The following is a 20,348-nucleotide window of genomic DNA, read 5'->3' as shown; positions in this document are numbered from 1 at the left end:
CCGTGCTGACGACGGCGCTGCCCGCGGGATTCCTCGCGACGACCGGCGATCATCCCGCCGTGGCACCCGAGGGCGTGCATGCCGATGCGGTCGTATGCGGCCCGGCGTCGCTGGTGTACTGGGGGCATCGGCCGGTGGCCGGCGCACCGCCCGAGCGTCCCACGATCGTGCTCTCGCGCGTGGCCCGGCGCACGGCGGGGGCGGTCGGGGATCCGGAAGTGATCGAGTCGATGCGCGATCGACCCGAGCGGCTGACCGACCTGCTCCCACCGTTCGGTGCCGTCGCCGGCGACGATGCCGGCGTACGGATGGTCGCCGACTCGATGGGCTTCCAGCACCTGTACTACACGGTTCCCGGCTCCGCCTCCGTCGTCTTGTCCTCGACAGCCCTCCTGGCTGCTCGAGCAACCAGGGCCGGGCTGGACGACGCGGCGGTGGGCGTCCAATCGCTGCTCGGGTGGCAGCTCGGGCAGCGCACGCTCTTCGAAGGGGTGCGCAAGCTGAGTCCGGGAGCCGTCGCCGACGTCGGGCACGACGGTCTGGCGCTGAGGGACCCTGCACCGAAGTCACGGGAGCCCGTCGAACGGCGTACCGCGGTGCTCCGTGCTGCTGCGCTGCTGCGCACCTCCCTTGCCGCGGTGCTGGATGAGTATCCCCGAGCGGTGCTGCAGTTGACCGGAGGGATGGACTCGCGACTCCTGCTCAGTGCGATACCGCCGTCGCGTCGGCGCGGGTTGCGTGCGATGACGCTCGACGTCCCGGGAAAGGGCGACGTGGCCATCGCGAGGAGCCTCGCGCAACGAGACGGGCTCGAGCACGACGTGCGGGGGCTGGCCGACGTCGCGCAGACGAGCCCGGCGGAGGCGTGGACGCTGTGCCGAGCCGAGGCGACGCGGCTGGACGCGATGGCGGATCCGGTCGCCCTGGCCGCCCAGCGCATCGCCGAGCGTGCGTTCGAACAGGGGGTGCGCATCTCGGGCCTCGGCGGGGAGGTGGCGCGCGGCTTCTACTACACCGGCCGCATCACCGAGCGTCCTCAGACGAGGAAGGATGCCGAGCGGCTGGCGCTGTGGCGGATGTTCGTGAACGATGCCGTCGAGCCCGGCGTGCTCACGGCGGAGTTCTCCGCCTCGGCCCGTGAGACCGCGCTGGACGCCGTGCACGCAGCGTTGCTCGGTGGCGGGACGCCGTGGCTCCCCGCCACCGATGAGCTGTACGTGCGACACCGCATGCAGCGGTGGGCGGGGGCCACCGACACCGCGGTCAGCAACGAGCGCGTGGTGATCAACCCGATGCTGGACCACGGCTTCCTCGACCTGGCGGCCCGACTGAGCCCGCAGGACAAGGCGGGCTCGCGGTTCCTCGCCGAGCTGCAGATGGAACTCGACCCGCAACTGGGACGGATCCCCTTGGACGGCAGGCCCGCGCCGGCCTCGTATGCGCACCCGTCGCCGCTGCACCCGGCGAGGCAGTCGCTGGACACGGCCATGCGGATCGCCCGAAAGGCGGCGCAACGCGTTCGCCGTGACAACCGTGCGCCCGCGGGTGGCGTCGTGCTGGCGGGGAAGGTCGTGGAGCATTGGCGGGCCGAGCCGCAGTCGGTGCGAGGGCTGTGGGGATCGCCCTATCTGGACGAGGCGTGGCTGGGCCGCATGCTCGACGGGGCCGTGCAGCCCCGGCCGAGCACGGTGGCGCTGCTGACGAACCTGCTGGTGGCCACGGGTCAGGACGAGCCGGCACCGTCCGGCAGCGGGGCGACCTCGTCGTAGAGCCTGTCCAGACGATCGATGCGGTGGGACCACAGGTGTGAGGTCAGGACGCGCTGGCGGCCCGCCTCGCCCATCCGCGCGCGCAGACCGGCGTCCGTCGCCAACCGGCGGATCGCCGTCGCGCAGTCGGCGGCAAGCTGCTCGGGGGACTGCGCGTCCAACAGGATCGCGCATGACTCGTCGACATTGGCGCCCGGGCCGCCGCGGCGGCAGACCACCACGGGCAGTCCCCATGACATCGCCTCCAGGCACACGTTCCCGCCGGGCTCCCGGTAGCTGGGGAAGACGAAGACGTCGGCGCGTCGATAGAACTCGTCCACGACGGCGCGGGGAACCGCTCCGTGCAACGTCACGCGGTCTTCGAGGCCCAGCTCCGCGATCAGCCGCTCGCACGCCTCACGGTCGTTCCCGTCACCCAGGACATCGAGCGTGACATCCACGTCGCGGACCGCGGCCAGTGCCCGGATCACGTCGCGCAAACCCTTCGTGCGCACGATCCGTCCCACGTGCAGCAGCCGCACCGGGCCGGTGCGGCTGCCGCGATCCACTGGCGGCTGCACCGCGTCTACCGCGGTCTCGCTCATGATCTCGAAGCGCTGAAGCGAGAGCGCGGATGTGAACTCGCGTACGTACTCGGCCACCCCGATGACGCAGTCCGCGGACTCGTACGTGCGCCGCAGCAGCGGGTCGGCGCGCATCCGCCACCCGTCGATCCGTCTCAGCCGCTGGTACCAGGGGGTGGCACCCTCTTCGGCGGCGAACGCGGCGGGGGAGTCGAGACTGCCGCCGACCGGGCCGATCACGAACGGAACGGACAGGCGCGCGACCGGCGAGGGGTAGCGCATGGCGACCGGAACGACCTGGTGCGCCACGTCGAAGGTCTCCCCGTCCGCCAGTCGTTGCCGCACCCACCGGCGCGCGCGCAGATAGAACGGCACGTAGCCCGGCTGGAGCAGGCTGTTCAGCCTCTCGAAGCGCCCTACCCCCGGCGGCTCCTCCCACTCGATCACCCGGACGTGCGGCAACTGCTTCGTCATGGGGGTGTGGCCGCGCTTGAAGGTGGTCAGCAGCGTGAGCTCGTACCGGTCGGCGAGCAGCCTGGCCCACTGGAATGCGACCCACGCCTCCCCGACATCTTCGCCGTCGCATGCCGGGGCGACCAGCAGGACTCTTCTCATCTCATCTCCGAAGTCAGCGGGGCAGGATCGAGTCGTTGGCGTTCAGCAGGGGCGGGCGGGCCGAGGGGCGCACCAATGCATGCAGCGTCGACCATGATTTGCGGTGTCCGAGCACCGCTCGGCGGAGCTCGACGAGGACGGTGAGGCAGTAGTAGGTGGCGGCGGGAACGGTGCCGGTTCGGCGGCGATACAGGCGGATGCGGTTGAGGATCTTCATCGTGTGCGTCGTCGCGCTCTCCCCGGAACCGCCGCCGACGTGCATCGCGCCCGCCTCCGGCGTGTAGAGCGTCGCCCAGCCGGCATCCTTCGCCCGCAGGCTGAAGTCGGTCTCTTCCGAGTAGAGGAAGTAGCTCTCATCGAGTCCGCCCAGCGAGCGGTAGCACTCCCGGTCGACCAGCAGGATGGCGCCCACAGCCCACTCCACCTCGTGTGCCCGCTCGTACTCCCGCGGGTCCTCGATCCGCTCGGCGAACGCAGGCCACCGGGTGAAGCTCAGCCCGCCCACCCGCCCCATGGTCGGGCCGCGGCGCAGCGTCGGGGATAGGCTGCCGTCGGCCTCCCGCACCCGCGGGGCGACGATCCCGACGCCCGACGCGCTCAGTGCCGCGCGCATGGTGGGCACAGCACCCTCGTCGAGGGTCGCGTCGGGGTTGAGGATGAGGATCGAGTCGGCGTCGCTGCACGCGCGGACGGCTCGGTTTATGCCGGCGGCGTAGCCGTCGTTCGAGGAGCGGATGACAGTGCAGTCGGTGCGCGTGTCGAGCACCGCCAGAGTGTCGTCCGCCGAGCCGTTGTCGACGACCACGACGCGATGGCGCAGTTCGCCCATGGCGGCCGGGATGCTGTCGAGGAGATCGGCGATGTGGTCTGCACTGTTGTAGGTGACGACGACGGCGACCACATCCACGGGAGGTGAGGTCATCGCAGAAGATCCTCCGATCCGGATTCGGCTCGCTGGATCCCACGCAGCGCGCCCGCCATCCCCATGATCAGGAAAAGCGAGCCCATGGTCATGGGGAAGGCGAAGGCATCGAACATGAACAGGCAGACGAAGCCTGCGCAGATGGCGGCCGCGAGCGCCATCGCGAGGTCGCGGGTGTCGCCGTCAGTGGCGCGGGCGCGAAGCCGGAACATCGTCGTGGCCGCCGTGACGCCCAACGCGAGGAAGGCCAGGGTGCCGACGATCCCGATCGTCACGAGCAGCAGAAGGTACTGGTTGTCGAAGATGCGGTACTTCGGGAGGAACGTCCCCAGTCCGCGACCGAACAGGGGGTCCTGTGCGATGAACTGGTACGCCAGCGCGAAGCTGTCGGTGCGGGAGGCGATGCTCGGATCCTCGGCGGCACCGGTGAACATCTCCACGATCGAGGCGAGGAGGTTCGGGGTGATCACCAGCATCGCCAGCAGCCCGCCGACGGCGACACCGATGATGGTGAGACGTCGTCGCCACGACCACCCGATGGCCACGACCACGAGGGCGACCAGTGCGCCCAGGTAGGCCGAACGGGAAGACGTGAGCGGAATGATGAGGATGACGGCGGCGGCGGGCAGCCACCGCACGACGACGTGACGATGGGTGTGGTGGAACGCCACATGCAGCACAAGGGGAAGGAGCATCGCCAGGATCACGCCGTACTCGATCGGGTGGATGGACGTTCCCGCCGGTCGAGGGAAGCCGCCGCGGGACACGAGACCGTAGGCCGGGGAGCTGCTGAGCCCAGGGATGGACAACTGGTCGACCCAGAGCTGCCGGGTGAGCACCTGGATGATCCCGAGCAGCGCGATCAGACCACCGCAGACCGCGAAGCGCCACACGAGCGTGTCCAGGCGACTCCGGAGGGCGACGCCGTCATGAGTGAGCAGGAGCGTCCCCGACCATGAGGCGAGCACGAGCAGCGCAACGTCGGCGGGGCTCTGTTCGTCTGGGCTCGAGGGCCGCGCCATGGCGAGCACGTAGCTGATCCCCACGCAGAACAGCAGAACGAACAGAGCTACACGGATCGGCTGTACTTCGGACGCGGGGCGGCGCACGCCGCCGATGAACATCAGCAGCCACAGCAGCAGGCTCGCCAGCCCGAAGAGCATCGAGGGTGCGCCCGCGCTCGCGAGCGGTCCGACCACCAGTCGTGAGGGGATGAACAGCAGCAGCACGATGTATGCCGTCAGCCAACCCACCGCGTCGACCGGGGCGGCCAGTCTGGCACCCGGACGGAGCGCGGCGAGCGTCATCACTGCCGGGCCGCGGGTGACCGTGCGTCGGATGCGTCGACCGGCGTACTCTCGTCGACGGGCGGGTGGTCATGGGGCTGCGTCGGCCCCGTACGTTTCGCACCACGCCGCCGTGGCTCCGGCTCGGCGCTCGCGTCGTCCATGCTGAGGGCTTCGTCGGCCGGTTCACCATCACGCCGCGAGGCGCGTCGCAGCAGTGCGCCGTCGAGGGCGATGGCACCGAAGATCGTGGCGACCAGGCCCACGGCGGCGGCGGCGATGACGACGCGCACGGTGCTGCTGCGGTCTTCGGTCGCTTCCGCGTCGGTGGTCAGCGGCATCGACGTGATGATCGCGTCGTCCGGCACCGAGACGTCGTTCTGCAGGCGCTGCAGCTCCTCCGGGATGCGCTCAGAGAGCAGGTCGAGAACCGCCAGCGCGCCGTCCGCGCTGGTGTCGCTCACCTGGACGACGATCACGGGGCCCCGCGTGGAGTCGTCGATCGCGACCAGGTGCTCCGCAGTGGGCGACACTTCGCTGATCTCGTCGGCCGCAGCCGCGCTGGCGAAATACGCGACCACGATGCCGGCGGGCTGCTCCAACCCGCCGAGGACCAGGAAGGGGTTGCCGCCTTCGCCGACTTGCGCTTGCGATGGCAGCAGCAGCACCAGGGCGCGCGCGCTGTATTCCGGTGGCGTCGCCCGGAAGGCGCCGTAGACCAGACCGGCCGTCAGCAGCAGCCCCACCACCACGACGTACCACCGGCGCCCCAGCGCGCGGAACATGCTCAACAGCAAAATCTCCCCCATCTGCCGTGCACCCCGGCGCGCTCCGGCGCGCACGTGGTGGGGAGTAGTCTAGTCGCCGGGGAGCACATGACAGTCTGGGAGCTCGTGCGGGCATTCGTCCGACGCTGGCCGATCGTACTCGTCGGGGCGCTGGTGACCGCGGGGGCGGGTCTGGCTGCACTGAACGACGACGGCGTCTACTTCACGCGCACCGAGATCCTCTTCCTTGCGCCGACCAGCCCGCTGTATCCCAATGCCCTGCGCACGCAGTCGGAGGACATCATCATCGCCGCCGGTGCCGTCGCTCGGCGGATCAGCGGACCTCAGGCGGAGACGAAGTTCGCATCGCCCGACGTGACACTGGTCGGTCTCGGAGTGCGGGAGGGCTGGTGGCTGCGGCTGCCTGACACGGGTGGTCAATGGGCGAGCAACTTCGCCACGCAGCGTCTGTTCCTCGACATCGTCGGCCCTACGAGGGAAGGCGTGGAGGCGGAGCAGGCGAAGATCCTCGGACGGGTGGCGGACGAGCTACGACAGATGCAGGAACAGGCCGGCGCCGACCCTGCCGCGATGATCACGTCCATGGAAGCGCCCGAGACCACCGTCATCTTCCATGTCGAGGGCAGCAACGTACGCGCACTGGCGATGGTTGCGGTGCTGGGTGTGGGGCTGACAGCGGCGGTCGTGCTGGTGCTCGAACGCCGACGACGTTCCCGGGCCGACGCGGCCTGGGCGGCGACCGGTACGCTCGCGGCGGGGTGACAGATGAGTGGCGGACAGGCACAGCGGGTGGCACTGGCTCCGATCCAGGCCGAGGACCTCGACGCAGTGAGCGCCTTCCTGCACGAGCATCTGAACCCGCGGGTATCCGCGAGCTCCTGGAGGGCGTTGCTGCGTCCGCCCTGGGGGAGGGTCGGGCCCAACTCGGGGTTCCAGCTCACCGAGGACGGCCGGATCGTGGGCGTCTATGTCGCGGTGTACTCGGAGCGGAATCGTGACGGCGCGAGCCAGGCCGTGTGCAATCTCGCCGCGTTCTGTGTGCTGCCGGACCATCGTTCCCATTCGCTCCGGCTCATGCGGGCCTGCCTGTCGCAGAAGGGGTACCTCTTCACCGATCTGTCCCCGAGCGGCAACGTCCCCGCGATCAACGCGCGGCTGGGGTTCGCGCAGTTGGACACCCGCGGCCGGCTGGTGCTCAACACACCGGCGGTGCGGCGGCGCGCGCGGGTGAGCCGTGACCCCGCCCTCATCGCCGCAACGGTGCGGGCCGACGATGCGCGGATATACCAGGACCATCGGGAAGCGCCCGCAGCGCGGCATCTGATCGTCACGCTCGGCGATCGCTACGGGTATCTCCTGTACCGCCGCGACCGACGCAAGCACCTCCCGCTGTTCGCCTCGCCGTTGCACGTGGGCGGAGACCGTGCCCTCATGGCGGAGGCCTGGCCGCAGATCTCGTCACATCTCCTGGCACGCGGCCTGGTGGCGACCATCGCCGAGCGGCGGGTCCTGGACTTCGATGCGCGCGGCGTCGGGTGGGACCTGCCGCGGCCGCGGCCGAAGATGTTCCGCGGGGGAGCACTCGACCCGGCCGACGTCGACTACCTCTACAGCGAGCTCACACTCGTGCAGTGGTGAGCAGACCGGTCAGTTCGCCGGTGGAACGGCACGTCCGTCGTCCCACAGGTTGTTGGACCAGACGTTCCCGGGGGCGTTGGAGTCGAACGACGTGATCGGGCCCCAGATGCCGCACTTGCCGCTGGGGCCGCGCATGAAGATGTTGTCGGTGAACCGGATGTTGTTCACACCCGCCGAGTACGGCTTGCCGGTCGTCGACCCGCCGTAGGCGCAGTAGCCCATCGAGCCGTCGGGCCCCCCGTCGATCAGATTGTCGGCGATCGTGTTGTTCTGGACGGTCGCGAAGTCGCCGTAACCCGTGAGGGCGGCCGAGCACCCCGCGTCCGGGGGGACCGGTCGTGCGTCGCACGTGATGGTGTTGTGCCGGATGACACTGCCCGCCCCCATGCGGATCGCCGATTCGTGGTCGATGCCGCGGGTATCGGTGTACTGGCCGTGCAGGTAGGAATCCTGCACCGTGCAGTTGGCCGCGCAGTTGATGGAGCGGCTGCCGCCGGTGACCTCCACGCGGGTCACGACGAAGTTGACGTCGCCGATTCCGGTGCCGGCGTGGTTGCCGATGTACACCTCGCTGTCGGTGAGGGAGAACGAGCCGTTGAAGTAGTCCGGGTCGCTGTAGATGTTGCCGTTGATGCGCGAGTTCGTGATCTGCACGTTCTGGGCGAGGATCCGCATGTCGCAGTCGATGATCTTCGCGTCGATCCTGACGTTGTCCGTCTGGATCGTGCACGGTCCGGTGTAGGCGGTCAACGCGGTGCCGGCAGGGACACCGGTCGTGGCGGCACTGGGGAAACTACGACCGAGCACGACGATGCCCGCCGGATCAGGCTCTGGCGCAGGTTCGGGCTCGGGCTGCGGTTCGGGCTCGGGCTGCGGTTCGGGCTCGGGCGCCGGGGACGGTTCCGCGGTGGGGGGCGGCGTGGGGGTCGGGCTGGCGGTCGGAGCGGGAGTCGGAGTCGTCGTCGGCTCGGGTGAAGGAGCCGCGGGCGCGTACACCACGTCCACCAGGTAATTCGACCCGGCATACGTGTCGGTGGGGACGGTGGTCGTATCGCCGTACCGGTACACCCCGGCACCGGCGCGAAGCACGAATCCGTTCTGCTCCTGAGTCCTGGTGAGATCTCGCTCGGTCACCGGATAGTGACCTTCGGGTGCGGAGTACGAGGCGGTGTACTGGCGCCCCGCGGAGAGCGTCACCGGCGCCGGCAACTCGATCGTGCGCCACCCGACGTCATCGGACGGTGCGAACTCGACCTGGGCCAGGACGTTGCCGCCGGGCCCCCAGAGGGTCGCCCGACTCACTCCTTCGGCGCGTTCGCCCTGGTAGTACTGCAGCGCCGTGACATCGCCGGAGTCGGTGGGGGTGAAGCGCACACCCAGCTCGACAGGCTTGCTGTCGCGGTCTGCGACGATCTCCGGCTGGAGGTCGTCCGGGAAGATGCCGAAGGTCTCAGCGGCCGCCGGTGGCGTGGGAGACGCGATCGCCGGAGCGGCGATCAAGCCTGCGCCGGCGAGGGCGACGATCGCGGTGACGGCGAGGCGGGTGCGGATCCTGCGTCGGGGCTGGCCGGAGCCACGGGTACGCAACATGAGTCGAGACATAGTCTTTTCCGGGGGGATCGGGGAGAACTGCTCGGGTTATGCGAGTATCACCCGGGGATCAGTGCCCTCTTACCCGAATGAGAGAAGACTCACATACTGGGGGTGGCGTGGGGTTCGCTGCGCAGGCCTGCGGAAGGGACCGACTCGCCGGGGCGACGGAGGTCGGATGACGCGCACGGAGACCGGCGCAGGAGCGCCGCGCCGTCGCTGGGTGTGGGTTGCGCTGGCGGTCTATCTGGCCATGGTCGGGGCGGTGCTGCTGCTGCCCGTCTCCTACGGAGGCGCTGTCAACGCGATCGGCGTCGTCCTCTCGGACGGACTCGGCATCGGCGGATTCGGGACCGGATGGATCGAGTTCACCGGCAACATCGTGATGTTCGTGCCACTGGGGCTGCTGCTCACCCTGCTGGTGCGACGACATTGGCTGGGTGTCGTCTTCGCCCTCGCCCTCTCCGCTGCCGCCGAACTCGCACAGGCCTTCATCCCCTCTCGTGAACCCAGCCTGCGGGATGTGCTGGCCAACGTGGTGGGTGCTGCTGTGGGCGCGGCACTGGCCTGGATGGCCGTGCTGCGTCGCGAGCGGAACGCGGCGTCTGCCGGACGATCGCCGAACCCTATCGAAGGCGCTTGACCTGGCTGGCGATCACGTTGCGCGCCTCTCGCGGTCCCGGCCTCGCCGATGCGATGGCGAGCACGGAGGCGGCGGTGTCGTCAGCGGTGACGCTGTAGCGCGCCCGCAACCATGCATCCTCCCGGGCACGGAATCGGTCGCTGGTGTAGACGGCGCGGTATCCGGCTGTCCGCAGCCGCCGCAGGGTGACGCGGTCGTATCGCCCGAGGGGCAGCGCGGCCTCGGTGATGGGACCGCCGCCCGCTTCTTCGAGCGCGAGTCGGGCGAGGACCATCTCGCGCTGCGCAGCCTCGTGCGTCAGCCCTTGCCACGGCACGTGATCCCAGCCGTGAGAGCCGATGACCATACCTGCGGCGCGCAGCTCGCGCAGATCCTCACGGCCGAGGCTCGCGGCATCGTCCAGTCGCCCGGCGAGGGCGAAGAAGGTCGCGGACAAGCCGCGTTCCCGCAGCGCAGGCAGGGCGAACTCGGCATCGGAGCGATTCCCGTCGTCGAAGCTCAACGCCACAGAGCGATGCTCCGCCAGTGCGTCGAGGACGTCGAGGAACACCTTCCCGCCCATCCAGTACCGCGCTTCGCCGGGCTCGCGCTCGCGGGAGCAGCGACCGATCCCGTGGAAGCAGATGTGCGTTCTCATGCGGCTCCTGACGCTGTCCTCGGAGGGTGGGTCACTCCGGTACTGCGATCCGGCGCCCAGTCATCGCGCTTCGGGGGCCGCCGTGCCAGGACCGAGGCGAGCAGGGTGATCGCGCAGTACACGACCCCCGCGGGCAGGAGCCGCGGATCCGGTGCGACCACGTCGCGCCACCACGACAGCCTGTCCGCCGGGCGCACAGGGGCATCGAGTTCGCCGCGCGCGGCGGCGGCGCGCAGTTGCGCGTTCCCGCGGCGCACGCGGATCAGCCGCCGCAGAAGACTCCGCGCCGTGCGCGGGGCCTCGACCGTGATCACGACGTCAGGGGCTTCGGCTCGCTCGTCGTCGGCGAAACGGGAGTCGACGTAGAGGTCGTCGGCGATCAGCGCGGGGAACTCCTCGAACTTCGCCCGACCAGTCTCGGACAACAGGATGAGCCCTCGCCCGAACAGTCCGTGGCGAAACGCCGGCAGCCGCTCGCTGACGCTGACGTACGCCCGCACACCCCAGCTCGATGCCGAGGTGTCCATGCGTCTGCGGGGCACGACCGCCAGCGGCGGCGCGGCGGTGTCGAAGTAGCCGAGCAGCGTCGCGACGGCACCGAAGGGGACCCGGATATCCGCATCGAGGTACATCCGGGTCTTCCCCGTCGCGATGCCGTCTGCCGCGTTCAGCGCTGCGGCCTTGCCCGGCTCCGGCCGGTCGACCACGATGACGCCGCGCGCAGCAGCGACGCCGACGGTCCGGTCGGAGCAGCCGTTGGCGCTCACGATGACCTCGGCCCCCTCGGTGCCGGGATCGGCCAGGAGGGCGTCGAGCGTCGCGCCGATGACGCTCTCCTCATCGTGCGCGGCGATGATGACGCTCAACATGCGCGGTCCCACCTTTCGTTCACCGTCGGAAGCGGTCACGGGACCCTCACCACCGAGGGGGACCACGCGTGCTCCAGGAACACCTGCGGGGCGCTCGAGCCGTCAGCGGCGAGTGACCACACGTCGCTGGTACCGGCCTCGCCGTCACGTGGCATCCCGTACAACACGGTGTCGTCGTCCAGCCACTCGATCTGGTCGTCGATGCTCCGGGGCTCCGGGAGGAGGGTGACGGCACGGGTGGCGATGTCGAAGACGGCCGGTGTCCAGTGCGCTGTGGGGCCGGTGCCGGCGGTCACCCGCTTGAACGCGAGTCGGGTGCGGTCGGGCGAGATCGAGGGGCACTCGACGTTCTGGGCGATCGTGGTGAGAGTGCGGGTGGTCAGGTCGCCCGTGACCAGGTGGGTGGTGCCCTCCGACGTCATCCCCACCGTCGCATAGAAGGAGGTGTCGTCCACGAAGGTCACACCCCAGAAGTTGCGGTCCACCGGCGCGGCCGGTTGCCCGTCGACGATCAGCGTCCACTCCTCGAGACTGCCGAGGCTCTCGCCGCCCGGCACCCGGATCACCGTTTCGGTCGAGAACCCGATCGTGGCGTACGAGTGTCCGGTGACGAACGCCGTCGTGGCGACGAGCGTCCCGTCGTCGTTCATGCGGGTGCGGCTCGGGATGCCGGGAAGCGGCCACTGCTGCAGCACCGTGCCGTCGTCGGCATACATCTCGGCGGTGTAGGTGGGGGCGATCCCTCGCACCGTGCGCAGGCACGCGAAGGTCGCGTCGATCGCGTCCACCCGATCGCACACGACGTCGCTGATCGCGCGTGCGCCCTCAGGGTGGGCGAGCGGGACGCTGGCGACATGGCCGTAGCCCTGACCGTCTGCGGTGTTGCGGAACACGATGCGGTCCCCGTCCGCCCAATCCCCGGTCGAGGTGAGGGCTTCGCTGGGGGCGCCGGTGCGCGCGTCGTACTGGGCCCACGCGCTGATGCCCACTGCGGCCGTCGCGCCCAGTGCGACCACCGCGACACCTGCGATGACCGTCCATCTGCCCCGGTCGTTCATGCGCGCGTCCGCTCCGGAGCGCGCAACAGCGGTCGAAGCAGCAGAGCCACGAGCGGGATCGCGATGGCGAGGAGCACGGCGACCACCAGCATCGACTGCTCGCGGCCGATCGCGAACCAGAGCAGGCCGAAGCCGGCCGCCGAGACGAAGCGGGCGACCGCCACCACCGTCTGGGCGGCCGCGATGCCGGTGCCGCGCGTCTCGGGCGTGGTCAGCTGTGCGGCGAGGGCCGCCAGCACGCCGTCGGTGGCTGCGTAGAACAGCCCGAGCATGATGAGGCAGAGCACCGTCGCGAGGATGTCGTCGATGGCGAGCGCTGCGATGACGTAGGCCGCCAGGAGAGCGGTGTGGCCGAGGACGAACACCCGTGCCCGGCCGATGCGGTCGGCCAGCCGTCCGAGTGGGACGGCGAAAGCGAGGAAGGCGACGTTCGTGCCGACGTACAGCAGCGGGAACCACTGCGCCGCGAAGTCGCTGCGCGCCTGCAGGACGAGGTAGACGAACCCGTCGCCGATCGTCATGAGCCCCAGGATTCCGGCCGCCGCGAGCACGCGACGCATGGGGCCGCGCCAGATGATCGCCCAATCGAACCGCTTCCGAGGTGCGGCGGCTGGGTCCGTGTCGTCGCGTCGCCGCGCGCGGGTGCGCACATTCGGGACGACGAGGCCCAGCACGACCACCCCGATCACGGCGAAGGCGAGGGAGGCTACGAACACGATGTGGAACCCGTCCGGCACGACGAGCAGGATCACGAACGCGATGAGCGGTCCGAGGGCGGCCCCGATGTTGTCGAGCATCCGGTGCACGCCGAACGCCCGACCGAGGTCTTCGGGCGAGCTGGCGGCGGTGATGAGCGCGTCGCGCGGGGCCGTGCGGATGCCTTTGCCGATGCGGTCCGCCGTGACCACCGCTGTGAGCGCGGCGAAGCCCGAGGCGAACAGCAGCCCGACGCGGGCCACCGCCGCCAGCGCGTACCCCGTGAAGGCGATCCACTTCGGTTGATCGAGCCGGTCGGAGGCGTGGCCTCCGGCGATGCGCACCACCGCGCTCACGCCTTGGTACATGCCGTCCAGTACGCCGAACGCGATCGTCGAGAGCCCCAGGAATCCGGTGATGTACAACGGCAGGATCGCCGAGACGGATTCCGATGAGATATCGGTGAGCAGCGACACGACGCCGAGGGTGATGACCGTCGACGACACGGTTCGGGTGCCGCGGCTCCGCCGCCGGCCGGGAAGGGGGGTGTTGGTCAGCGAGATGTACACGCGCTCACTCCGTCCGCAGTACGGCGTAGACGGTGTAGACCGTGCCGGTTCCGGTCGAGGGCGCGACGGAGACCGAGACCGATGAATAGGTGTCGGAGAACGCCTCGCTGCTGCCTTCGGCCGTCTGCCTGGCCAGCCCGAGGCCCGACCACAGCTCCCGATAGTGGGAGAGGACGGTGTCGGCGTCGGCGTCGGTGTGCGCCGTGAGTGCTGCCTGCAGGACGATGCCGTCCTGGGCGAGCGAGCTGTCGATGACGTCGGCGGCGGGTGCGGGGCCGGCGACCGCGACGGGGAACCCCGCGACGAGTGCGTTGCGGGCCGAGGCGTCCTCGGGCAGCGGTGCGTGCACCAGTGGCGTCGCGGGGAGCGTCTGCGGCAGGTGCGCTGCCTCCGCTGCACCTCCGGGCGGCTGCACTTCGCTGCCGGCGACGGGCGTCGCCCCCGCGACCGGGCCCGGCATCGGCTCCCCGGTCGCCGATGGCAGCGGTGCCGGCGCGGCATCGCGCGTCGTCGACAGCAACCAGCCCGTCGCCGACAGCCCGAGGACGACCACCGCCGCGACCGCGGCGATCGACCATCGCATCGTCGGCGTCAGTGTGCTCTCGCCGCGCGCGTCGGCGCGTGATCGTGTCCCCATGCACGTATCCCCAGATACTCAGGATGCCGGCGCTGCCGGCACCTCCCCGCGGACGGCGCTCGTGTTCCGAATGCCGTCGTCATGTCCCCGATGACGTCCCCATGGCGCGAGCCGTTGCCGCGCCGACTCTACTCCCCACCCCGGTCCGTGGAAAGAGTCGGCGTGCCCGCCCGGCCTCTGGGTAGCCGGGCGGACACACCTAAGGAGTGACGACTCATGCTCTCTGGGGGAGGAGTGCGGCCACACTGCCGTAGCGCGAATGAGCAAGCCCCTAAGCGATCGTGCCGGCGCGGCCGTCTTGGCTCGAGCATGAGCCGCCACATCTGTCCTCGGTGCCGCAGGAAGGCCGCTGCACGAGGGGACGGCCCGGTGGCACGGGCGTCCGATCCTTGACATCTCGGGGCGGTCATTTCAGTACGCGCCTCTCGGTCGCACCATGACGCCGGCGGTCCGGGCGATGATGCCCAGATCCGTGGTGAGCGACCAGTTCTCGACGTAGTGCAGATCCAGCCGCACGCTCTGTTCCCACGTGAGGTCGCTGCGACCGCTCACCTGCCAGAGACCGGTGATGCCCGGCTGCACGTAGAGCCGGCGGAACACCGTGCCGTCGTAGTCGCTCACTTCGGTCGGCAGCGGCGGGCGCGGCCCGACCACACTCATCTCGCCCTTCAGGACGTTCCAGAACTGCGGCAGCTCGTCGAGCGAGAATCGCCGCAGCACGGAGCCCACGCGGGTGACGCGGGGGTCCGACTTCATCTTGAACAGCGGTCCCGCGCCCTCGTTCTGCCCCTCCAGAGCCGAGCGGTCCGCCTCGGCGGTGGCGACCATGGTGCGGAACTTGAGGATGCCGAATTCGCGCCCGTCGCGCCCGATCCGCTGCTGCCGGAAGAACACGCCCCCCGGTGTGTCCGTCCGGATCAGCAGAGCGATGACCGGTGTGATCATCGCAATCGGAACGAGCGCGACGAGCGCTACGACCACGTCGAGTGCGCGCTTGGCGCGCATGCTCGAGCGGTCGAACCGGGGCAGACTCACGTGCGTGAGGGCGAGGCCGTCGGTGCGCTCGAACGCGATGCGCGAACGGGAGACGTCCGTCAGCCGCGTTGCGAGCACCAGATCGGTCGCTGCACCCTCCAGGCTCCAGCTGAGCCTGCGCACGAAGTCGGGATCGTCCGTCCCGGCCGCAATGATCACGGTATCCACGCAGAGTTCGCGTGCGATCCGTGCCGCCTGACCCGGCACTCCGAGCACCGGGTAGGTCAGATGATCGACGGTCAGCTCGGTGACACCATCGTCCCCCAACGCCGTCCCCACGACGTTGTGACCGAGCCGACCGTCGAGTCGCAGGGAGCGGATGGTGTGCTCGATGCTCACCCGATCCCCCACGATGAGAGCGCGCGGGGCGAACGCGACGGCGTGGGGCCCGTGGGCTCGCCATACCTGGCGCAGCACACGGGCGGTGACCAGTGCGGTGACTGCGACCGGCAACGTCAGCAAGACGTGAGGCCGCACGGCCGACCAACTGGTGACGCCGGCGATGAGCGCGAGCGCGGCCAAAGCGATGACGGCGGAGTGGAGCACCGGAAGAAGCTCCATGCGCTGACCCGCGCCATGTCGATGCGCCGCGCGTCGCAGCGCGAACAGCGCCGCGATCCACACGGCGGCGAGCACCGCCGAGTCGATCAGCAGTTGCACGCGGGCCGAGTCGGTGCTTCCCGAGGCCGTGGTCACCATGACGGTCGCGGTGGATGCCGCCACGATCACCGCGACATCGAGCGTGCCCGTCCACGCACGCCGCCTGCGCAGCCACGCCAGCCGTCGCTCCAGCAACGGCAGGACGCGGGGTGCGCGGACACTCGCCTCGAACTCCAGAGGCAGCGCCGCGGCGGTCATCGCGGCATTCCGACGGCGGACTGTGCGACCGAACAAGCGCAGAGCGTGCGACGACGCACGCTCGTGCAGAACCGTTTCCCCATGAACGTTCCCCAGTGTCCCCAAAGGCGGGTTCAGACCCGCGTTCCCCAAGCACGGATCGAAATCCGCACTTCCCCAATCAGGCGCCGTGTCTGTCGCGGCCCGATTCCCACATCGGGCCGAAGCGGAATGCCGACCCCTCGGCATTCCGCGGCCCCCTCTCGGTGGCCGGCGTGGGTTGAGTATGGCACACGGTCCCCGCCAGCGGAAGGACCAATCGGCGACGGCGGCACCCGGCCGAAAACACGTTGTGCCGTGCGCTGGATCAGCGCACGGCACAACGCCCCCCACGGTGCACAGTGTCCCCAAATGCCCCCTGGATCGACCGGCAATTCATCGGCCTGGGACTCCCCAAATGCCTCAGGCCTTGCCTGTCGGGCGCCATATTACACAGATGCCGGTTGTCCACCAATAGGGGGACGTCCCCTCGTCGAGTCGGCCGCCGGCGGGGGATCGTCGCGCGCCCCTCCCGCGGGTCGCGTCGATGCGCGGCGTTTCTGGCCGACCCGATCGGCTAGCATGGGCGCGCCTGCGCGTAAATCTCAGCTGCCCCCCAAGCGGCGTTCGGGCATGCTCCGTCCCCAACGGATCGCTCGAGAGTGCGCAGGCAAGGGACCCTCTCGAGTAAATCAGTCCCCAAATGGCTGACTCGAGAGGGTCCCGCTTCTCTCTTCGAATCAGCATTTCCGACACGCCGCGATTACCGCCATAATCTATGGGTATGGGGGTTAATATCGCGCGGTCGAGAACCGGCTGATGGCGCGTCGCCGCGGCGATGATCGCGCCGCCTCGCCACGGGGTGCCCTCGCCTCGCCGCAGACACCGGCGAGCCGTGCGGAACGCCCCACGTCCACCGGTCTGAGGTCCTGGCGGTGGCTACGTCGCGGGGGGCTGTCGCGGTCGGCGCGCGTGGCGCTGGCGCTGGTCGCCGTGCTCGTCTACTCCAGCTCGGGTGTGCCGCTGCCCTCCTACGCTGCGACTCCCACCGACAACCCCGTCGACCTCACGGTGACGCAAGGCTACGGCGGCGCCGTCGGCGGGTCGCTCGTGAGCTTGTCGGCCCCCGAGCGCGTGGCATCCGCCGAGCACGCGGTGCTGTTCGTCCACGGATGGCTGAGCACGTCGCTGCCCGCCGTCGGCGACGCCGATCCCGGTGTGGCGCAGTCGCCCTTCGCACGGCGGCCGGCGTCGGCTGCAGGATCCACGCTCGCCGAGGCGATGGAGGCGACCCGCTCGCTGCAGGACCGCATCGAGGCCCTCCCCGGTACCACGCTGTACGCCTTCGACTACTCCCAGACGGCCGCTGCCTGGGTGGGGGGCGCCGCCGTCATCGAGGGGCTGGCGCGGGCGATCCGCCAGCTCGCCGCCGAGACGAGTGCGCCGGTCGATGTCATCGGCCACTCGATGGGGGGACTGGCCCTGCGCTACGCCGTCGCCGCCCACCCCGACCTCATCGAGCTGATCGGGCAGGTGGTGACCGTCGGCACCCCCACCCTGGGATCGGATGCCGCAGAGCTCCTCGACGCGCTGTCGCTGGCCACCGGCACCGTCGTCGGTGCCGGGTCGGCCGCCCGGGCGCTGATCGTGCCGGCGTTGGTGGACCTGTGCAATCGCGATCTCGCCATCGACGCGAAGTCCGGCTGCGGCCTGCCGACGTGGCTGCGCACCTCGATCGCGAACACCGGTGAGGCGGGCCGCGCCCTGCACGTCGGCTCGGAGGAGCTGACGAACCTGCCCGCCTGGCCCCACGCGCTGGATGTGCACGCCATCGCGGGCGACGCGCGGCTGAGCGTGGCCGATCAAGTGGTGTCCTTCGGCGACGGGCTGGTCTCGCGCGAGTCCGCGACGGCGCAGGCCGACTCGGTGTTCGTGGTGCGGTGCGAGACGCGCATCACCGCCGACCTGGCCGGCCTCGGCCGGCTTCTGCGCGGTGAGGTGTCGATCCCGATGGGCGGCGGAGACTGCGCGCACGACGACCTGTTCGGAAACCCGGATGTCGTGGCGAACATCGTCGACGTGCTCACGGGCGATCCGTCGCCCCGGCACAACCCGCGCATCCCCTGACCCTGCCCCTGGCCCGCGCGCAAGCGTTCAGGCGCCGCGATCTAGGATGGGCCGTATGTGCGGAATCATCGGATACGTCGGCCCGCGGCCGAGCCAGGACATCCTTCTCTCAGGGCTGGCACGTCTGGAGTACCGCGGCTACGACTCGGCCGGCATCGCCGTGATCGACGGCGACGGCCACCTCGGGATGCGCAAGCGCGCCGGCAAGCTCAGCGTGCTGCGCGACGACCTCACCGCGCACCCCATGCCCGACGGCACCACCGGCATCGGCCACACCCGCTGGGCCACCCACGGCGGCCCCACCGACGCCAACGCGCACCCGCACCTGGCCGATGACGGCAAGCTCGCCGTCATCCACAACGGCATCATCGAGAACTTCGCCGAGCTCAAGGACGAGCTCGTCGCCGAGGGGCACACCTTCCGCAGCGAGACCGACACCGAGGTGGCCGCCGTCCTGCTGGCCCGCGCCTACCGCCAGGAAGCCGGCGACCTGGTGGCCGCCTTCCGTTCGGTGGTCTCCCGGCTGGAGGGCGCGTTCACGCTGCTGGCGATGCACCAGGACAGCCCGGGCGTCGTCGTCGGCGCCCGTCGCAACTCCCCGCTCGTGATCGGCCTCGGCGAGGGGGAGAACTTCCTCGGCTCCGACGTCGCCGCCTTCGTCGAGCACACCCGCAACGCCCTCGCCATCGGCCAGGACCAGATCGTCACGATCACCCCCGATGCCGTCACCGTCACCGACTTCGACGGCAACGACGTCGAGGTGGAGCCGTTCGAGGTCGTCTGGGACGCCTCGGCGGCGGAGAAGGGCGGCTGGTCGTCGTTCATGGCCAAGGAGGTCTCCGAGGAGCCTGAGGCTGTCGCCAACACGATCCGGGGCCGCATCCACGACGGCGTCGTGCAGATCCCCGAGCTCAACGGGCTCGACGAGATGTTCCTGGGCATCAACCGCATCGTCGTCGTCGCGTGCGGCACGGCCGCGTACGCTGCGATGGTGGGCAAGTACGCCCTCGAGCAGTGGACCCGCATCCCGGTGGATGTGGAACTCGCCCATGAGTTCCGCTACCGAGACCCGGTGATCGGCCCCGACACCCTCGTCGTGTCGATCAGTCAGTCCGGCGAGACGATGGACACCCTGATGGCGGTCAAGTACGCCTCCTCGCGCGGTGCGAAGACGCTGTCGATCTGCAACACGCAGGGCGCGACGATCCCGCGGGAGTCGGACGCCATCGTCTACACCCACGCCGGGCCCGAGGTCGCCGTGGCATCCACCAAGGCCTTCGTCGCCCAGATCACCGCGCTATACCTGCTGGCGCTGCACGTCGGGCGCCTGCGCGGCTCGCTGACCGACGCCGAGATCGCCGCGAACGCGCACGAGCTCGAAGCCATCCCCGCCAAGATCTCGGAGATCCTCGCCACCGAGCAGACGCACATCGAGCAGTTCGCCCACTGGATGGCCGACACCCGCTCGGTGCTGTTCCTGGGGCGGCACGTGGGCTACCCGATCGCCCTGGAGGGTGCGCTCAAGCTCAAGGAGATCACCTACATCCACGCCGAGGGCTTCGCCGCCGGTGAGCTCAAACACGGCCCGATCGCGCTGATCGAGCCGGGACAGCCGGTGTTCGTCATCGTGCCGTCGCCGCGCGAGTCCGCCGAGCTGCAGAAGAAGGTCGTCTCCAACATCCAGGAGATCCGCGCGCGCGGTGCCCGCATCATCGCGGTCGCCGAGGCCGGGGACGCCGCGGTGCTGCCGTACGCCGACGAGGTGCTGCGCATCCCGCTGGCGGCGCCCCTGTTCGAGCCGCTGCTGGCGGTCGTGCCGCTGCACATCTTCGCGATGGGGCTCGCCAACGCGAAGGGCCTGGACGTCGACCAGCCCCGCAACCTGGCGAAGTCCGTCACCGTCGAGTGAGTACTGACGCCGCCGAGTGAGCATTCGCGCGGCCGAGTGAGTACTCGCGCGGCGGAGCCGGAGGGCGGTCGGAATTCAGGCTCAGCGGACGGCTGCGGCCTCGGCGGGGCCGATTGTGACC

Annotated in this window: 17 protein-coding genes; 6 read left to right on the top strand and 11 right to left on the bottom strand. The window is 70.1% G+C overall.

Translation table 11 applies throughout. The annotated features are described in order from the left end of the window. The first annotated feature begins 2 nt into the window (after window positions 1–2). Window positions 3–1,769, top strand: coding sequence for a hypothetical protein (locus ACFVR6_RS10370; RefSeq protein ID WP_386962307.1), 1,767 nt, complete (start codon window positions 3–5; stop codon window positions 1,767–1,769). Here the strand turns inward: ACFVR6_RS10370 and ACFVR6_RS10365 are convergent. The 4 genes from ACFVR6_RS10365 to ACFVR6_RS10350 are packed head-to-tail and all read right to left on the bottom strand — an operon-like array spanning window position 1,724 to window position 5,946. Next, window positions 1,724–2,947: a glycosyltransferase family 4 protein gene (locus ACFVR6_RS10365; protein WP_386962304.1), complete on the bottom strand. Its 1,224-nt coding sequence runs from the start codon at window positions 2,945–2,947 to the stop codon at window positions 1,724–1,726. The genes ACFVR6_RS10370 and ACFVR6_RS10365 overlap by 46 nt on opposite strands. Before the next feature lie 13 nt (window positions 2,948–2,960). Then, on the bottom strand, window positions 2,961–3,869 hold the full coding sequence (locus ACFVR6_RS10360; protein WP_386962302.1) for a glycosyltransferase family 2 protein: 909 nt from the start codon (window positions 3,867–3,869) through the stop codon (window positions 2,961–2,963). Further along, window positions 3,866–5,176: an O-antigen ligase family protein gene (locus ACFVR6_RS10355; RefSeq protein WP_386962299.1), complete on the bottom strand. Its 1,311-nt coding sequence runs from the start codon at window positions 5,174–5,176 to the stop codon at window positions 3,866–3,868. The genes ACFVR6_RS10360 and ACFVR6_RS10355 overlap by 4 nt, the downstream gene beginning before the upstream one ends. Continuing rightward, a complete protein-coding gene (locus tag ACFVR6_RS10350) occupies window positions 5,176–5,946 on the bottom strand; it encodes a hypothetical protein (protein ID WP_386962296.1) in 771 nt (256 codons plus the stop codon). Before ACFVR6_RS10350 ends, ACFVR6_RS10355 begins: the two co-directional genes overlap by 1 nt. 150 nt (window positions 5,947–6,096) lie before the next feature. Here ACFVR6_RS10350 and ACFVR6_RS10345 point away from each other — a divergent pair, with 150 nt between their 5' ends. Both ACFVR6_RS10345 and ACFVR6_RS10340 read left to right on the top strand, forming a co-directional pair. Next, on the top strand, window positions 6,097–6,705 hold the full coding sequence (locus ACFVR6_RS10345; protein ID WP_386962293.1) for a hypothetical protein: 609 nt from the start codon (window positions 6,097–6,099) through the stop codon (window positions 6,703–6,705). 27 nt (window positions 6,706–6,732) lie between these two features. Then, window positions 6,733–7,581 carry a hypothetical protein gene (locus ACFVR6_RS10340; protein WP_386962291.1) on the top strand — a complete coding sequence of 283 codons (849 nt, stop codon included), beginning with the start codon at window positions 6,733–6,735 and terminating at the stop codon, window positions 7,579–7,581. A 9-nt stretch (window positions 7,582–7,590) separates the two neighbouring features. Here ACFVR6_RS10340 and ACFVR6_RS10335 read toward each other — a convergent pair whose 3' ends face one another. Beyond that, window positions 7,591–9,171, bottom strand: coding sequence for a DUF4082 domain-containing protein (locus tag ACFVR6_RS10335; RefSeq protein WP_386962288.1), 1,581 nt, complete (start codon window positions 9,169–9,171; stop codon window positions 7,591–7,593). A 178-nt stretch (window positions 9,172–9,349) separates the two neighbouring features. Here ACFVR6_RS10335 and ACFVR6_RS10330 point away from each other — a divergent pair, with 178 nt between their 5' ends. Further along, window positions 9,350–9,814, top strand: coding sequence for a VanZ family protein (locus ACFVR6_RS10330; protein ID WP_386962285.1), 465 nt, complete (start codon window positions 9,350–9,352; stop codon window positions 9,812–9,814). On the opposite strand, the gene ACFVR6_RS10325 is transcribed toward ACFVR6_RS10330, so the two are convergent. The 6 genes from ACFVR6_RS10325 to ACFVR6_RS10300 form a co-directional block, all read right to left on the bottom strand. Continuing rightward, window positions 9,798–10,451, bottom strand: a complete 654-nt coding sequence (locus ACFVR6_RS10325) for a polysaccharide deacetylase family protein (protein ID WP_386962282.1) — start codon at window positions 10,449–10,451, stop codon at window positions 9,798–9,800. The genes ACFVR6_RS10330 and ACFVR6_RS10325 overlap by 17 nt on opposite strands. After that, on the bottom strand, window positions 10,448–11,359 hold the full coding sequence (locus tag ACFVR6_RS10320) for a glycosyltransferase (protein ID WP_386962280.1): 912 nt from the start codon (window positions 11,357–11,359) through the stop codon (window positions 10,448–10,450). Before ACFVR6_RS10320 ends, ACFVR6_RS10325 begins: the two co-directional genes overlap by 4 nt. Continuing rightward, the gene (locus ACFVR6_RS10315) at window positions 11,356–12,378 is read right to left on the bottom strand and encodes a hypothetical protein (protein ID WP_386962277.1); all 1,023 of its coding nucleotides are present in this window, start codon (window positions 12,376–12,378) and stop codon (window positions 11,356–11,358) included. The genes ACFVR6_RS10320 and ACFVR6_RS10315 overlap by 4 nt, the downstream gene beginning before the upstream one ends. Then, the gene (locus tag ACFVR6_RS10310) at window positions 12,375–13,643 is read right to left on the bottom strand and encodes an MFS transporter (protein ID WP_386962274.1); all 1,269 of its coding nucleotides are present in this window, start codon (window positions 13,641–13,643) and stop codon (window positions 12,375–12,377) included. Before ACFVR6_RS10310 ends, ACFVR6_RS10315 begins: the two co-directional genes overlap by 4 nt. A gap of 4 nt (window positions 13,644–13,647) precedes the next feature. Next, entirely contained in the window at window positions 13,648–14,280 is a 633-nt protein-coding gene (locus ACFVR6_RS10305; RefSeq protein WP_386962271.1) for a hypothetical protein, read from the bottom strand. A 411-nt stretch (window positions 14,281–14,691) separates the two neighbouring features. Then, on the bottom strand, window positions 14,692–16,173 hold the full coding sequence (locus tag ACFVR6_RS10300; protein ID WP_386962269.1) for a sugar transferase: 1,482 nt from the start codon (window positions 16,171–16,173) through the stop codon (window positions 14,692–14,694). 837 nt (window positions 16,174–17,010) lie between these two features. Here ACFVR6_RS10300 and ACFVR6_RS10295 point away from each other — a divergent pair. Together ACFVR6_RS10295 and glmS are read left to right on the top strand one after the other, a co-directional pair. Then, window positions 17,011–18,318: an esterase/lipase family protein gene (locus tag ACFVR6_RS10295; RefSeq protein ID WP_386962266.1), complete on the top strand. Its 1,308-nt coding sequence runs from the start codon at window positions 17,011–17,013 to the stop codon at window positions 18,316–18,318. A gap of 55 nt (window positions 18,319–18,373) precedes the next feature. Continuing rightward, on the top strand, window positions 18,374–20,227 hold the full coding sequence (glmS, locus tag ACFVR6_RS10290) for a glutamine--fructose-6-phosphate transaminase (isomerizing) (protein WP_386962265.1): 1,854 nt from the start codon (window positions 18,374–18,376) through the stop codon (window positions 20,225–20,227). The last annotated feature ends 121 nt before the right edge of the window (window positions 20,228–20,348 follow it).

This window comes from Microbacterium sp. NPDC058021, assembly GCF_042885955.1.
In the GTDB taxonomy this organism is placed as follows: Bacteria; Actinomycetota; Actinomycetes; order Actinomycetales; family Microbacteriaceae; genus Microbacterium.
This window is presented reverse-complemented; position numbering and strand designations above follow the sequence as displayed.